This window comes from Stenotrophomonas sp. (assembly GCF_031995405.1).
GTDB lineage: Bacteria > Pseudomonadota > Gammaproteobacteria > Xanthomonadales > Xanthomonadaceae > Stenotrophomonas.
The window spans coordinates 1-15,306 of the sequence record NZ_DAMAGC010000102.1 but is presented as its reverse complement, the minus strand read 5'-3'; the positions used below and the strand labels follow the sequence as shown (position 1 = coordinate 15,306).

At 67.9% G+C, this 15,306-nt stretch carries 10 protein-coding genes; 6 read left to right on the top strand and 4 right to left on the bottom strand.

Annotated features, from left to right (window positions below):
* Positions 1-319: 319 nt before the first annotated feature.
* The 3 genes from RTO53_RS15460 to RTO53_RS15450 form a co-directional block, all read right to left on the bottom strand.
* Entirely contained in the window at positions 320-3,139 is a 2,820-nt protein-coding gene (locus tag RTO53_RS15460; protein WP_312238631.1) for a TonB-dependent receptor, read from the bottom strand.
* Positions 3,140-3,318: 179 nt separating this feature from the next.
* Entirely contained in the window at positions 3,319-3,981 is a 663-nt protein-coding gene (locus RTO53_RS15455) for a TonB family protein (protein WP_312238630.1), read from the bottom strand.
* Between the two features lie 224 nt (positions 3,982-4,205).
* Positions 4,206-4,940, bottom strand: coding sequence for an SIMPL domain-containing protein (locus RTO53_RS15450; RefSeq protein WP_312238629.1), 735 nt, complete (start codon positions 4,938-4,940; stop codon positions 4,206-4,208).
* Between the two features lie 130 nt (positions 4,941-5,070).
* Between RTO53_RS15450 and RTO53_RS15445 the strand changes: the two genes are divergently transcribed.
* The 4 genes from RTO53_RS15445 to tldD are packed head-to-tail and all read left to right on the top strand — an operon-like array spanning position 5,071 to position 12,555.
* The gene (locus RTO53_RS15445) at positions 5,071-5,652 is read left to right on the top strand and encodes a Maf-like protein (protein WP_312238628.1); all 582 of its coding nucleotides are present in this window, start codon (positions 5,071-5,073) and stop codon (positions 5,650-5,652) included.
* Positions 5,645-7,132 (top strand): ribonuclease G, encoded by a 1,488-nt coding sequence (rng, locus tag RTO53_RS15440; RefSeq protein ID WP_312238627.1) that lies wholly within the window; start codon positions 5,645-5,647, stop codon positions 7,130-7,132. The genes RTO53_RS15445 and rng overlap by 8 nt, the downstream gene beginning before the upstream one ends.
* Positions 7,133-7,177: 45 nt before the next feature.
* The gene (locus RTO53_RS15435) at positions 7,178-11,056 is read left to right on the top strand and encodes a YhdP family protein (protein ID WP_312238626.1); all 3,879 of its coding nucleotides are present in this window, start codon (positions 7,178-7,180) and stop codon (positions 11,054-11,056) included.
* A 53-nt stretch (positions 11,057-11,109) separates the two neighbouring features.
* Complete coding sequence (tldD, locus tag RTO53_RS15430; RefSeq protein WP_312238625.1) at positions 11,110-12,555, top strand: metalloprotease TldD; 1,446 nt, start codon at positions 11,110-11,112, stop codon at positions 12,553-12,555.
* An 80-nt stretch (positions 12,556-12,635) separates the two neighbouring features.
* On the opposite strand, the gene yjgA is transcribed toward tldD, so the two are convergent.
* Positions 12,636-13,235: a ribosome biogenesis factor YjgA gene (gene yjgA / locus RTO53_RS15425; RefSeq protein ID WP_312238624.1), complete on the bottom strand. Its 600-nt coding sequence runs from the start codon at positions 13,233-13,235 to the stop codon at positions 12,636-12,638.
* Between the two features lie 68 nt (positions 13,236-13,303).
* Between yjgA and pmbA the strand changes: the two genes are divergently transcribed.
* Together pmbA and RTO53_RS15415 are read left to right on the top strand one after the other, a co-directional pair.
* On the top strand, positions 13,304-14,671 hold the full coding sequence (gene pmbA / locus RTO53_RS15420) for a metalloprotease PmbA (RefSeq protein ID WP_312238623.1): 1,368 nt from the start codon (positions 13,304-13,306) through the stop codon (positions 14,669-14,671).
* A gap of 76 nt (positions 14,672-14,747) precedes the next feature.
* The gene (locus tag RTO53_RS15415) at positions 14,748-15,125 is read left to right on the top strand and encodes a DUF4870 domain-containing protein (protein WP_312238622.1); all 378 of its coding nucleotides are present in this window, start codon (positions 14,748-14,750) and stop codon (positions 15,123-15,125) included.
* The last annotated feature ends 181 nt before the right edge of the window (positions 15,126-15,306 follow it).

Here is a 15,306-nt window from a genome sequence, read left to right as displayed (position 1 = left end):
AGCGAAGAAGCAGCCTGGTTTTCGCCTGCTTGCCGCAAGCCGAGCCCCTTGGCGACCGGTAGGCTCCTGGGCAAAATAAAGGAGGAGGCCGCAAGGCCGGGGGACATTTGCGCCAGGGGCCTACCGGTCGCCAAGGGGCCCCGACGCTCGCGGTAGCCGCGAACGAGGCAACCACCGAATCCACACACACCGTCTTCAGTCCCCGGCCACACGCATGTCGCCGTGTGCAATCTGCAACGTCTCTGGGAACATGACGCGTTGAACCCAAACAAAAAGCCCGGGCAATGCCCGGGCTTTTCGTTCCTCGATGACGATTACATCAGTTGAAGGTGTACTTGGCCCCCACGGTGAAGTAACGGCCGATCGCGCCGCTGAAGTGCAGCGGGTTGTAGTTGACGCCGCCGTAGGTGGTCGGATCCAGCGGTGCGATGCGGTCGAACAGATTCTGCACCGAGGCGTTCAGCTCGAAGGCTTCGGTCACGTTCCAGCGACCGGACAGATCGAAGGTGGTGAACGAGGAGATCTTGGTGACGTCGGTACCGTCCGCATAGGAGAACTGGTACGAACCATCCGGACCGCGGAAGTCGGTGTTGTCCATCTTGGAGATGTAGTTGGCCACGCCGCTGACGCTCCACGGGCCCTGCTTCCAGGTGGTGCCGAAGTTGATGCGATCCTTCGGCGTGCCGATGCAGTTGGTGACATCGCAGTTGCCGTGGGTGCCGGCGTAGTCGACGGTCACGTCCGAATCGGTGCGCTCGAACTTGAGCACATGGCTCCACTGCAGGTCCATTTCCAGCTGGCCCGGACCGATGTCGAAGGTCTGGCGGATGTCGGTATCGATACCGCGCACGCGGGTCGACGCGGCATTGATGTAGTCCGTGTTGACCGCCAGGATGGTGCCGGTGCCTGCGATGCCATTGATCAGGTCGATATCGCGAAGCACGTTGCCGGCTGCAATCGCATCGGCCGTGGCGCCCTGTGCGATTTCGTTGGTGCGCTTGATCTGCCACGCATCCACCGTCAGCGAGGTGCTGGAGGTCGGCTGCAGCACGACACCGAACGAGTAGCTCTTGGATTCCTCCGGCTTCAGGTCCTTGTTGGGACGGGTGATGATGGCCACCGGACGCGAGCTGCAGTTGGTGGTGTTGGGCTGCAATTGGCAACGCAGCGCATCGCGCGCGTTGGAGAACGCGGCCAGGCCACCATCGCCGTTCTCGGCCGGGTTGGGGGCACGGAAGCCTTCGGCGTAGCTGCCGCGCACCGCGATCCAGTCGGCCGGGGTCCACTTGATGCCGACCTTCGGCGTCGCCTTGCCTTCGCCGCTTTCATACTTGTCGTAGCGGACCGCGCCGGACAGCTCCAACTGCTCCAGCACCGGTGCGGACAGTTCGACGTAGCCGGCATACACGTTCTGCGTACCGTCATACGCCGAGTAGCCCAGGCCGATGATGTCGCCGGCATCGGTATAGGTCTGCGGGGTCAGGCTGTTGCTGGTCTTGCGCCATTCGGTACCCAGCGCCAGGCCGAGCGGACCGCCCTTGAGGTCCATCAGGCTGCGCGAGATGGTGAAGTCGAACATGTCCAGGCTGGACTTGGCGCGGGCGCTGATGTCCGGCGAGATGTAGTCGTACAGCGCCTGCGAGTTCAGCCCGGCGTTGTCGCCGATGCGCCACACCCCGCCCGGGCAGGCCGGGTTGCCGAGCGCGCACTGCACGGCGCTGTAGCGCAGGAAGCCGGTGCGCTTGTTGACCAGGTCGGTACCCGAATGCAGCAGGGCGGTGTCGTAGCTCCAATCGCCCCAGTTGCCCTTGACGCCCACCAGGAAGCGGTTGAACTCATTGGTGTTGTTGGTGACGCGCGGACCGACGTCCCATGCCGAGTAGCGCAGGCGCGAGGCCTGGCCCGGAATCGGGTTGTCCGGATGGTTCGGGCCGAGTACGACGGCGCCGGGACCGCTGCTGGCATTCACCGGGCCGCCCGGATAGCCCCAGCCGCCAGACACGCCGGACGGCGTATTGCTGAAGGTGGTTTCCTTCTTGGAATAGCCGATCTCGGTGTAGATCTCGCCGCCTTCGCCGAAGGCGAAGCTGGCGCGACCGAACACGTTGACGTACTTTTCTTCCGGGGTCAGGTCGCGGTACTGCTGCGCCGGATCCCACAGGCAACCGTCCTGCGCGATCGACCCGTCGGTCTGGCCGGGAATGGTGGTCAGGCCCTGGCAGCCCGGCAACGGCACCAGGAAGGCGGGGTTGGTGCTGGTCACGTTGCGGTCGTCGTAGACCGAGCCGTTCGGACCGGAACCGCCGGTGGTGCGATTGTTGAGGTAGGCACCGCCCAGGAACTGCGCATTGGTACCGTAGCCGTAGCGACGGATGTCGCCGGTGCCGATCCACTTGCGGTCCTTGCGGTCGCTGATCTTGATCGCATCGGTCTTGCCCACGTCCAGGCTGAAGAAGGCATTCCAGCCATCGGAGGACAGGTCGCCGGTACCGGCGGTCAGGGTGGCCTTCTTGGCCGCGCCGTCGCTGTCGCCGGACAGGCCGTAGGACGCGCGCAGGATGGCGCCGTTGAAGTCGCTGCGCAGGATGATGTTGACCACGCCGGCGATGGCGTCGGAGCCGTAGATCGCCGAGGCGCCGTCCTTCAGCACTTCGATGCGCTCCACCGCATCCAGCGGGATGGTGCTCAGGTCGGTGAAGACCTTCTGGCCGTCATCGGCCAGGCCATAAGTGGCCATGCGGCGGCCGTTCAACAGCACCAGCGTGGAGCCGGCGCCCAGGCCGCGCAGCGAGATGCCGGCGCCGCCACCGGCAAAGCCGTTGCCGAAGGTCTTGGGAATCGAGCCGGAACCGTCGGCGGTCAGGGTCTGCAGGTATTCGGCCACCGTGGTCTTGCCGGTGCGGTCGATTTCCTGGCGGGTGACCACCTGGACGGGGGAGGGCGTTTCGGTATTGGTGCGGGGGATGTTCGAACCGGTGACCGTGATGCGGTCGAGGTTGGTGGCCTGCTCCTGGGCGAACGCGGCGCCGGAGGTCAGGGCACCGGCCAGCAGCAGCACGCTGCCGGTGAGGGCGAGGGATACGGAATGGGCCAGGGTGTTGCGGCGGCTGCTGGTGAGCCGTTGGATCGGGTGTTTCACAGCTTCTCTCCTGACTGGGAAAACCAACGATGTCGATGGATCGGCACGAAATGAGTGACGACCGCGACAATCTAGGTTTCCGGCAGGTGACGTAGGTGTGAAAAATTGCTTAATTCGTAACGTTCTGTATCAGCCGTCCCAACACGGGGAGTCTGAATGGACTCCCCGTGCCGAAACGGTCAATCCGGCAGCGAGAAGCTGACCGGGACCAGGCCATCGGCCGGCACCACCTTGCCATCGACCATGGCCGGCTCGAAACGCCACTGCCGCAGCACCTGCTGGCGGGCGGCGTTGTCCAAGGCCCGCGAGCCGCTGCTGCGCTCGATGACCACGCTGGAGGCCCTGCCATCGGCCTCCACCCGCACCCGCAGCAGCACGGTGCCCTGCTCGTGGTTGCGCAGGGCCGCGACCGGGTAGGCCGGCGGCGGCGCGCTGCGGTACTGCAGCCGCGCCCCTTCACCGCCGGCGGCGGGCGCCGGCACGACCGGGGTCAGGCTCGGGGTCTGCACGTCGCTGGCGGGCAGCGGCGCTACGGCCAGCGCGTCGTCGGCGCTGGCGGTCGGCGGCGGTAGCGGAGCTACCTGCGGCTTGGGCACCGCGGTCTGCGGCTGGACCAGTTTGGGCGCGTCCTTCTTGATTTCCGGCGGCAGCGGCGGGTTTTCCGGTGCGGGCACCACCAGCCGCACCTGGGTGCGCTCGCGGGGCAGGGGCGCGGCCACGTAGGCGGCCGGGATCAGCAGCAGCATGAGGGCCAGTACGTGAAGGGCCAGCGCGGTGCTCATGCCGAGCACGCGGGTGGCGTCGATGTGCAGCGGGACTACGGGGGGATGCGTACGGACCATGCTCCACTCTCCTTGCCAGATGTGCGGGAACATCAACGTGCGGGGGCGCCCGACGGGGTTGCAGCAGGACAGCAGACGGGGCCGCGCAATGACAGCAATACCCGAGCGGGGCACGGCCCGGAAGTCAGGGGGCATGTCGGTGTTTGGCTGGCGCTCAGGAAACCGGCGCGGACAGCACGACGGCGCCCGCAGGCGCCGTCGTCGGAGTGATCCCAGGGCCGGACTCAGCGGCCCAGGTCGAACACCACGTCGAGGTTGACCGAAACGGCCGATTCGCCAGGCGATACCGGGGTGGACACGTCGGCGGCCATCGGCGCGGCGGCGGCACGCATCATCACCGGGCGGAAATTGCCGCCGCCACTTTCGGAGATGCTCACGATGCGGCGCACGCGCAGGCCCAGCGACTTGGCGTAGGTTTCCGCGCGGGCCTGGGCCTTCTTCAGCGCGGCAAGGCGGGCTTCGTCGTAGACCGGTTCGGGCTGGTCGATCTCGAACTGCGGGCCGTTGATCTGGTTGGCGCCCTGCGCGGCCAGGGCGTCGAGCACCTTGCCCAGCTTGGCGATGTCGCGCACCTTCAGGCTGACCGTGTTGCTGGCCTGATAACCGGTGATCTTCGGCGGCTCGTTGTCCACGTAACGGTACTGCGGGCTGAGGTTGACCCCGCTGGTCTGCACGTCACGCTCGGCGATCCCGGCGGCCTTGATCGCGGCCAGCACCTTGACCATCTGCTCGGCGTTCTGGCGCATGGCGCTGTTGCCGTCCACGGCCTGGGTGACCACGCCGGCCGACAGCGTAGCCACGTCGGGCACGCGCTTGGCCTCGGCGTTGGCCGAAATGTTGAGCAGAGTGCTGTCGGCGGCAACGGCGACGGCGGGTTGGGACTGGGCGTGGGCGGTCATCGAGGTTCCCAGGGCAAGGGACAGGGCGAGCAGCAACGGGGACAGGGATGGGCGGCGCATGTACATCTCCTTGTGAAGGCGTTGAGGTTGGTGTCGGGGCGATGAACGCGTCGTGAGGTTTGATGGGGTTGATCACGATTCGAACAGGTTGCCCGCGATTCAGACAGTAGGGTCGGGTTATGCTTCCTCGATGCTTTATCTTGCCTCTCGATCTCCCCGACGAACCGAACTGCTGACGCGCCTGGACCGACCGTTCCGCGCGTTGGACCTTGAGGTGCCCGAAGTCCGTGCCGCCGACGAATCGGCCACCGCCTACGTGCAGCGGGTGGCCGCCGACAAGGCGCGCGCCGGGCTGGCCCGGGTCGGCGATGACGCGGCGGCGGTGGTGATCGGCTCGGACACCGAAGTGGTGCTCGATGGCCGGGTATTCGGCAAGCCGGTGGATGCCGCCGATGCGGTCGCCATGCTGGGCGCGCTGTCCGGGCGCACCCACCAGGTGATGACCGCGGTGGCCGTGGTCGCCCACGGGCGCCAGGACGGCGTGCTGGTGATTTCCGAAGTGAGCTTCATCGACATCGGGCAGGACGCCATCGCGGCCTACGTGGCCAGTGGCGAGCCGATGGGCAAGGCCGGCGCCTACGCCATCCAGGGCGGTGCCGAACGTTACATCCGCCACCTGGCGGGAAGCTATTCGGGTGTGATGGGTTTGCCCCTGCAACAGACCGAGCAGTTGCTGCAGACGTTTGAACTGAAGGGAGTCGCCCATGTCTGAAGAAATCCTGGTCAATGTCACCCCGCGGGAAACCCGTGTCGCCGTCATCGAAAACGGCATGCTGCAGGAACTGCATATCGAACGTGGCTGGCGCCGCGGCGTGGTCGGCAACATCTACAAGGGCAAGGTGCAGCGGGTGATGCCGGGCATGCAGGCGGCCTTCGTCGAGGTCGGGCTGGAGCGTGCGGCGTTCCTGCACGCCAACGATGTGATCCGCCCGGCCCCGGTGGCCAGCCCGGATACCGAGGGCACCACCCTGCCGCCGCCGTCGTCGGTGCCGATCGTGGAGTTGCTGCGCGACGGCCAGGACATCGTGGTGCAGGTGGTCAAGGACCCGATCGGGACCAAGGGCGCGCGCCTGACCACCCAGATCAGCATTCCCTCGCGCTACATGGTGCTGCTGCCGCAATCCAAGGTGGTCGGGGTGTCGGCGCGGATCGAGGACGAGACCGAGCGCGCCCGGCTGAAGAGCCTGGTGACCGAACTGTCGGCCCAGCACGGCGGCTACGGCTACATCGTGCGCACCAACGCCGAGGGCCAGCCGGCTGAGGCGATCGCCGAGGACGTGGCCTACCTGTCGCGGGTCTGGAACGTGGTCGAGCGCCGTGGCCGCGATGCCGCCCCGCTCAGCGTGATCTACGAAGACCTGAGCCTGCCGCTGCGGTCGGTGCGCGACCTGATCCGCAAGGACGTGGACAAGGTCAAGGTCGATTCCAAGGAAACCTTCGGCCAGCTACAGGCCTTCGTGGCCAAGTACATGCCGGTTCTGGCCGAGAAGATCGAGCTGTACAGCGGCGATCGCCCGATCTTCGACATGTTCGGGGTGGAGGACGAGATCGGCCGTGCGCTGGACAAGCAGGTGCCGCTCAAGTCCGGTGGCTACCTGGTGATCGACCAGACCGAGGCGATGACCACCATCGATGTGAACACCGGTTCGTTCCTGGGCCAGCGCAACCTGGAAGAGACCGTGTTCCGCACCAACCTGGAAGCCGCGCAGGCGGTGGCGCGCCAGCTGCGGCTGCGCAACCTGGGCGGCATCATCATCATCGACTTCATCGACATGGACGATGCCGAGCACCGCCGCCAGGTGCTGCGCACGCTGGAAAAGGCGCTGGCGCGCGACCATGCCAAGACCACCGTCTACGACTTCTCGCCGCTCGGCCTGGTCGAGATGACCCGCAAACGCACCGTGGAAAGCCTGGAGCGCCAGCTGTCCGAGCCGTGCCCGGAGTGCAGCGGGCGTGGCTCGATCAAGACCGCCGAAACGGTCACCTACGAGATCTTCCGCGAGATCACCCGCGCGGTACGCCAGTTCGATGCGGCGCGCCTGCTGGTGATCGCCTCGTCCAAGGTGGTGGCGCGGATCACCGATGAGGAATCCTCGGCGGTGGCCGAACTGGAGGAGTTCCTCGGCAAATCGATCCGCTTCCAGGCGGACGAGCAATACCTGCAGGAGCAGTTCGATGTCGTGCTGCTCTGATCTCCATCCGTTGGCGCGCTCGCGCGCCGGCGCTTTCGCGTCACGATGAGCACGCCGCTCCGACTGCGACTGCGAAGGATTCGCCGCCATGCCGTTTACGCATTGGCGATCGTGCTGGTATGTGTGGCGGTGCTGGTGGGCACCGTCAGTCAAGTGTTGCCGTTTGCCGAGCGCCATCCGGACAGGGTGGCGGCTTGGTTGAGCGCGCGTGCCGGGCAGCCGGTGCGTTTCGATCACCTGGACACCGCCTGGACCCGGCGAGGTCCGTTGCTGCAGCTCAAGGGCCTGCGCATCGGCGAGGGCCAGGGCATCGCCATCGGCGAGGCCGAGGTGCTGGTGTCGATGTACAGCGGGCTGCTGCCCGGGCATTCGCTGACCGAGCTGCGCCTGCGCGGGCTGGCGCTGGTGCTGGAGCGTGCCGACGATGGGCGCTGGTCGGTGCGCGGTCTGCCGCAGTCGGGCAGCGGCGATCCGCTGGAAGCGCTGCGCCGGCTGGGTGAGCTGCAGGTGATCGGCGGGCGGCTGCGGGTGGATGCACCATCGCTGAACCTGCAGGCCGAACTGCCGCGCATCGATCTGCGCCTGCGCGTGAATGGTCAGCGCCTGCGCGTGGGGGCACGCGCCTGGGCCGATCTCAATGGCCTGCCGCTGACCGCCGTGCTGGATTTCGAGCGCAATCGCGGCGATGGACAGGCCTGGCTGTCAGCCGACCCGGCCGATTTCCGCGCCTGGTCTAAGCTGTTGCAGTTCGCTGGCGTGTCGCTGCAGCAGGGCACCGGTGAATTGAACGCGTGGGTGGACCTGCGCGACCACCGGCCGGTGATGGTCACCGCCGATGCCGACCTGCGGGGCCTGCAGCTGCGCGGTGCGCCGCTGGTCGACGGCACCCGGCCCGTGTTGGCGTTGGACACCCTGCAGCTGCGCGCGCGCTGGCGCTGGGTGCAGGGCGGCTGGCGCGCCGATGCCCCGCAGCTGCGCATCGGCCTGGCCGGTACTGCGGAAATACAACGCCTGGACGGGCTGTTGCTGGCCGGTGGCCAGCACATGGCGCTGGCCGGCGACAACATCGATGCCACCGCGCTGCTGCGCGGGTTGGCGCTCAGCGACCGGGTCGAGCCCAGCCTGCGCGAGTGGTTGCAGCACGCCGCTCCGCACGCGCGGATGACCCAGGTGCGGATCGCCGCCGAGCGCGACGGCCCGGTATCGATCCAGGGCGAGCTGGCCGACGTCGGCTTTGCCCCGTCCGGGCATGCGCCGGGCCTGAGCGGAGTAGGCGGACGCTTCAGTGGCGACGCCGATGGTTTCCAGCTGGCGCTGCAACCGACCCGCACCCTGCACTTCGATTGGCCCAGCGGCTTTGGCGTGCGCCACGACGTGCGCCTGGCCGGGCAACTGGTGGGCTGGCGCGACGAGGCCGGCGGCTGGCGCTTCGGCACCCCGGCGCTGCGCGTGCAGGGCACCGACTACGCCGCCGACGTGCGCGGCAGCGTCTGGTTCCAGGGCGATGGCACCCGCCCGTGGCTGCAGCTCGCCGCGCGCATCGACGATGTGCCGATGACCGCGGCCAAGCGCTTCTGGATTCATTCCAAGATGACCAAGGGCGCCACCGACTGGCTCGATGCCGCCTTGGTGTCCGGGCAGGTACGCGGTGGCATCGGCCTGGTCACCGGCGACCTGGAAGACTGGCCGTTCGACCGCAACAACGGCCGCTTCGAGGCCACCGGGCACATCAGCAACGGCACCATCCGCTTCCAGCACGACTGGCCGGCGATGGGCAAGGTGGATGCGGATATCGCCTTCATCGGCCCTGGTTTCGAACTGCATGGCAGTGGCGACCTGGCCGGGGTGGCGGTGAACCATTTCGATGCCGGCATCGTCGATTTCGGCCAGACCCCGCTCTACGTCAAGGCCACCACCCAGACCGACACCGGCACCCTGCTGGCGATGCTCAAGCAGAGCCCGCTGCACGCCACCTACGCCGACACGCTGGACAACCTGACCGCCAAGGGCCCGGCGGCAGTCACCTTCGACCTGCTGCAGCCACTGCACCACGACCAACCCGGCGGGCACCTGCAGGGAACGGTTGACCTCAACGGCGTGGCGCTGACCGAAAAGCGTTTCGCGCTGGCGTTTGACAACATGCGCGGACAGGCCCGCTACAGCCGCGACGGCTTCGGCGCCGACAGCCTGAGCGTGCGTCACCTCGGCCAGGACGGGCAGCTCGGCCTGCGCGCCGGCGGTTATGTGCGCGACCCGCAGCAGGCGTTCGAATCGGAACTGAGCGCGGCGCTGGATGCGCATGCGCTGCTAGATCGTGCCCCGGAGTTGAGCTGGCTCAAGCCCTACATCCAGGGCAATTCGCGCTGGACCATCGGGGTCACGCTGCCCAAGGTCGCCGCGGGTGCCAGGACCGAACCACCGACCCTGCTGACCCTGCACTCGGACCTGGTCGGGACCCGGCTGGACCTGCCGGCACCGCTGGACAAGGCGGCCAGCGTACCGCTGGCGACCACCGTCAACGCGCAGTTGCCGATGGGCAGCGGGCGCGTGGATGTGGCGTTCGGGCAGCGCCTGGCATTGACCGCGCGCACCCACAACAACCAGACCGGCGTGCAGGTCACGCTGGGCAGCGACAAGGTCGACCGCGAACCGCCCGCCAGCGGTCTGGCGGTCAATGGCCGCAGTGGGTCGCTGGATGCCCTGGAATGGATCGGCCTGGCGCGCGCGCCGGGTGGCGGCGATGACAAGGACCCGATGCCGCTGCGCCAGGTGGATGTGCAGGTGGGGCAGCTGTTGCTGGCCGGCGGCCTGTTCGCGCAGACCCGCCTGCAGCTGCGGCCCAGCCCTTCGGCGGTCGAGGTGCGACTGGATGGGCCGTCGCTGGCCGGCACCCTGAGCGTTCCCAATGCCGACGGCGGCACCATCGTCGGCAAGCTCAGCCGCGTGCACTGGCAGTCGCTGCCGACCCCGGTCAAGGTGCCCTCCGGTGGCGCGCCCATCCTCCTGCCGGCCGACGCCACCTTGCCGGCGCGGGTGCAGGCCAGCGCCAACGACACCAACCCGGCGAAGATTCCGCCGCTGGCGCTGGACATCGAGGACCTGCAGTTCGGCAAGGCCAGGCTGGGCCAGGCGGTGCTGCGCACGCGTCCGTTCGGCAACGGACTGAGCGTGGACCAGTTGCAGTTCCGGTCGCCCAAGCAGGCCATCGACATCCAGGGCCGTTGGCTGGGGATGGGCGATACCGCCCGCACCCAGGTGACCGTTGACGTGAAAAGCGAGGACCTGGGCGGATTGATGCAGAACCTGGACTACGGTGGCCAGCTGCGCGGTGGCCAGGGCCAGATCACGCTGGATGCCGGATGGCAGGGCGGTCCGTCGGACTTCCAGCTGGGCGCGCTGCAGGGGCACATGCAGGTCAATGCGCGCAATGGCCAGCTGCTGGAACTGGAGCCTGGCGCCGGTCGCGTGCTCGGGCTGCTCAGCGTGACCCAGCTGCCGCGCCGGTTGATGTTCGATTTCCGCGACTTCTTCTCCAAGGGCTTCGCCTTCAACCAGATCGACGGCGCGATGGCGTTCGGCAACGGCATGGCCACCACCGACAAGGTGCTGATCGAAGGGCCCGCCGCCAACATCAGCATCCGTGGCCAGACCGATCTGCGCCGCCAGCAGTTCGACCAGACCATCGACGTCAACCCGCGCTCGGGCAATCTGCTGACCGTGGTGGGCGCGGTGGCTGGCGGGCCGGTTGGCGCGGCGGTCGGCGCGGCCGCCAATGCGGTGCTGGGCAAGCCGCTGGGCGCGATCGGCGCCAAGACCTACCGGGTCACCGGACCGTGGGCCGAGCCCAAGGTCGAGGTGATCGACCGCGAGGACGCGCCCCCGCCGCGTACCGCGCCCGCCGCGCTGCCGCCTCCGGTACGCTGACTCCTTTCCCGCGCCCGGCTTGCGATGACGGCCGGCGCCCTCAGATAGATGACATGACCGACAACGCACTCACCCTTGCCAACGAACGCCTGCTCCTGCCCGCCGGGCTCGATGCCGGCGGCCTGGAACGCACCTTCGGTACCCTGCTGGGGCCGGGGATCGATTTCGGCGACCTGTATTTCCAGCACGCCCGCCGCGAGAGCTGGAGCGTGGAAGATGGCATCGTCAAGGACGGTGCGCACTCGATCGAGCAGGGCGTGGGCGTCCGCGCCATCGCCGGCGAAAAGACCGGCTTTGCCTATTCCGACGACATCCACGGCGATGCCCTGCTGGCGGCGGCGCAGTCGGCGCGGGCGATCTCGCGCGAGGGCGGGGCGCAGCAGGCGCGTTCGCTGGTGCGCGGTGGCGGGCGCGCGCTGTATCCGGCGCTCGACCCGATCGACGGCATGGGCAATGAAGCCAAGGTGGAAATGCTCAAGCGCCTGGACCGTTACCTGCGTGCCGCCGACCCGCGCGTGCAGCAGGTGATGGTGAGCCTGTCCGGCGGCGTGGACACGGTGCTGATCGCACGCAGCGACGGCGTGCTGGCCGCCGACATCCGCCCGCTGGTGCGCTTGAACGTGCAGGTGATCGTCGAGCAGCACGGGCGTCGCGAGTCCGGTTACGCCGGCGGCGGTGGCCGCTACAGCTATGAAGACCTGTTTGCCGACGGGCGTCCGGAAGGCTTCGCGCGCGAAGCATTGCGCCAGGCACTGGTGAACCTGGAGGCGATTCCGGCCCCGGCCGGGGTGATGACCGTGGTGCTCGGCCCGGGCTGGCCCGGCGTGCTGCTGCACGAGGCGGTCGGCCATGGCCTGGAAGGCGACTTCAACCGCAAGGGCACCAGCGTGTATGCCGGTCGCGTCGGCGAGCGCGTGGCCGCACCGGGCGTGACCATCGTCGACGACGGCACCCTCGATGGCCGTCGTGGTTCGTTGAACATCGATGACGAGGGCCACCCGACCCAGTGCACCACGCTGATCGAGGACGGCATCCTGGTGGGTTACATGCAGGATTCGCTCAACGCGCGGCTGATGGGCGTGGCCCCGACCGGCAACGGTCGCCGCGAATCGTTCGCGCACATGACCATGCCGCGCATGACCAACACCTACATGCGCGCCGGCCAGCACGACCCGGAAGAAATGATCCGCTCGGTCAAGAAGGGCCTGTACGCGGTCAACTTCGGTGGCGGCCAGGTCGACATCACCAGCGGCAAGTACGTGTTCTCGGCCACCGAGGCCTACCTGATCGAAGACGGGAAGATCACCGCGCCAGTGAAGGGCGCCACGCTGATCGGCAACGGCCCGGAAACCATGCAGAAGGTGCGCATGATCGGCAACGACCTGGCCCTGGACGAGGGCGTGGGCATCTGCGGCAAGGACGGCCAGAGCGTGCCGGTCGGCGTGGGCCAGCCGTCGCTGTTGATCGATGGCATCACCGTGGGCGGCACCCAGGCCTGAGCACGGTGATGCATCTGTCGTGCAGCCCCCCGCGCGCGGCTGCCAGCCCAAGGCTGGCGCCGTCGCGTGGGCACACCGGCTCAGTCGTCGGCGTTCTCGTCGCCGTCGGCCTGCGCGTCGAGGTCTTCGTCGGACGCGTTCAGTCCTTCCAGGCCCAGCGCGGCCGGCAGCAGCAGCGTGCGCAGCACCTGGAAGATCTCGCGGTACGCGCGCGGCGGCTTGTTCCTGGCCTTTTCGGCCTGGGCATTGCGCACCAGCGTGCGCAGCTGCTGGCGGTCGGCATGCGGGTACTCGTCCAGCAGCGCGCCCAGCGCCTTGTCGCCGTCCTTCAACAGGCGCTCGCGCCAGTCTTCGACGCGGTGCATGGCGGCCACTTCACGACGCGAGGTGTCGCTGTTGGCGTCCAGCGCATCGCGGATCGCATCCAGCACGGCGTCGTCTTCGCGGCGCATGTGCTTGGCCAGGAACGCCAGCTGGCGCTTGTGGGCGATATGGGCGGTGATGCGCTTGGCCTCGGCGATGTGCGGCAGCAGGTCTTCGGGCACCGGCAGGCGCGCCAGCTGCGCAGGGGTCAGCGACACCAGCTTCTCGCCCAGGGCCAGCACGTCCAGCGCAGCCCGGCGGTTCTGGCTACGGCTGATGTCAAGGAATTCACCGGTTTCTTCGTCGCGTCCGCGCATCGTCTTATTTCCACATCCAGAACTGTGCCCGGCGTTGCGCCAGGCACTCACCCGTACAGGATAAAGCATTGAACGTGATCTCCCCTGAAGTCTCCCCGGCCGACGACAGCCTGCAGCGCCTGGAGCAGCTGGCCGACATCTCCCAGCGCCTGCTGGAACGCGCCCGGGCCATGGGCGCCACCCAGGCCGAGGTCAGCTGCAGCGATGAGCGCGGGCTGGATGTGAACGTGCGCCTGGGCGAGGTGGAAACGGTCGAATCCACCCGGGATCGCGGCATTGCGGTGACCGTCTACTTCGGCCAGCGCAAGGGCAGTGCCAGCACCGCCGACCTGCAGGACGCCAGCCTCGAATCGACCGTGGCCCAGGCCTGTGCGATCGCCCGGCACACCGAGGACGACACCGCAGCCGGGTTGGCCGATGCCGCGCTGATGGCCCGCGACTTCCCCGACCTGGACGGTTGGCACCCGTGGGCGCTGGGCGCCGAACAGGCGCTGGACCTGGCGCTGGCCTGCGAAGCGGCCGGCCGCGAGGCCGATACGCGCATCAGCAACTCCGATGGGGCCTCGGCGGCGACGTCGCAGAGCCTGTCGGTGTATGCCAACTCGCATGGGTTCATCGGTCGCGAGCGCAGCAGCCACCACTCGATCGGCTGTGCGCTGATCGCCGGCCAGGGCGATGGCATGCAGCGCGATGGCTGGTACAGCAGCGCGCTGGCCCGTGAAGACCTCGAATCGGCTGCGGCGATTGGCCGCCGCGCCGCCGAACGCACCGTGGCGCGGCTGCAGCCGCGTTCGATGGCCACCGCACAGATGCCGGTGCTGTTTTCGCCGGAAGTGGCGCGGTCGCTGATCGGCCACCTGCTGGGTGCGGTGTCGGGCGGGGCGCTGTATCGCCGCGCCAGCTTCCTGCTCGACAGCGTCAACACCCGGCTGTTCCCGGAGTGGTTCCAGATCGAGGAACTGCCGCTGCTGCGTCGCGGCCTGCGCTCGTCCGCGTTCGATGGCGACGGCGTGGCCACCCGCAATTCGGCCCTGATCACCGATGGCGTGCTGCAGCGCTACATCCTGGGCAGCTACTCGGCCCGCAAGCTCGGCCTGCCCACCACCGGCAATGCCGGCGGCGTGCACAACCTCAAGGTGGCCGCCAACGCCGGCGACCTGGTCAGCATCGCCCGGCAGATGGGCGAGGGCCTGCTGGTCACCGAACTGATGGGCCAGGGCGTCAATGGCGTGACCGGCGACTACTCGCGCGGTGCCGGTGGCTTCCGGGTGGAGAACGGTGAAATCAGCTATCCGGTGGACGGCATCACCATCGCCGGCAACCTCAAGGACATGTTTGCCGGCATCGAGGCGGTGGGCAGCGACGTGGACCGCCGCTCGCACGTACAGGTGGGTTCCATCCTGGTGGGCCGGATGACCGTTGCAGGCAACGATTGACGTATTCTATGGCCGCTGCCCTGGCAGGCGGGGAGCCTGTCACGCAATACCCACACACCGAACAAGGAGTTTCACCGTGAGCGAATTCGACAACGTCACCGCACCGCCGCCGGCACCGACCGGCACCGCCCCGGCCGACCAGCGCACGATGGCGCTGGTGGCGCACATCCTGGGCATCTTCACCGGTTTCATCGGTGCGCTGATCATCTGGTTGATCAACAAGGACGACACCACCAAGCCGTTCGTGATCGATCAGTCCAAGGAAGCGCTGAACTTCCAGATCACCGTGGCCATCGCCTACATCATCTCCAGCATCCTGGTGGTCGTGCTGATCGGCACGCTGATGCTGTTCGCCGTGTGGGTGGCCAACCTGGTGCTGTGCATCATGGCCGCAGTGAAGGCCAACAACGGCGAAGCCTACCGTTATCCGTTCACCCTGCGCCTGATCAAGTAATCCGCGGCGCAGATGTGGCAACAAAAAACGCCCGGCACTGCCGGGCGTTTTTTTGGGGTTCTTCGCCGCTGTGCGGGGCAAGCAGAGACGTGCTTTGATCCTTCCAAAGCGGGTGGTCGGCGGATCGGGCGGTGGGTCCCCATGCCCTTTCCGGCGACGCCCCCGGCCGCGGGGCGGCCTC

Coding starts and splice junctions, on each gene's coding strand:
- RTO53_RS15455 (WP_312238630.1), bottom strand. CDS start 3,981: ATGGTCCGTACGCATCCCCCCGTAGTCCCGCTGCACATCGACGCCACC.
- RTO53_RS15450 (WP_312238629.1), bottom strand. CDS start 4,940: ATGCGCCGCCCATCCCTGTCCCCGTTGCTGCTCGCCCTGTCCCTTGCC.
- RTO53_RS15445 (WP_312238628.1), top strand. CDS start 5,071: ATGCTTTATCTTGCCTCTCGATCTCCCCGACGAACCGAACTGCTGACG.
- rng (WP_312238627.1), top strand. CDS start 5,645: ATGTCTGAAGAAATCCTGGTCAATGTCACCCCGCGGGAAACCCGTGTC.
- RTO53_RS15435 (WP_312238626.1), top strand. CDS start 7,178: ATGAGCACGCCGCTCCGACTGCGACTGCGAAGGATTCGCCGCCATGCC.
- tldD (WP_312238625.1), top strand. CDS start 11,110: ATGACCGACAACGCACTCACCCTTGCCAACGAACGCCTGCTCCTGCCC.
- yjgA (WP_312238624.1), bottom strand. CDS start 13,235: ATGCGCGGACGCGACGAAGAAACCGGTGAATTCCTTGACATCAGCCGT.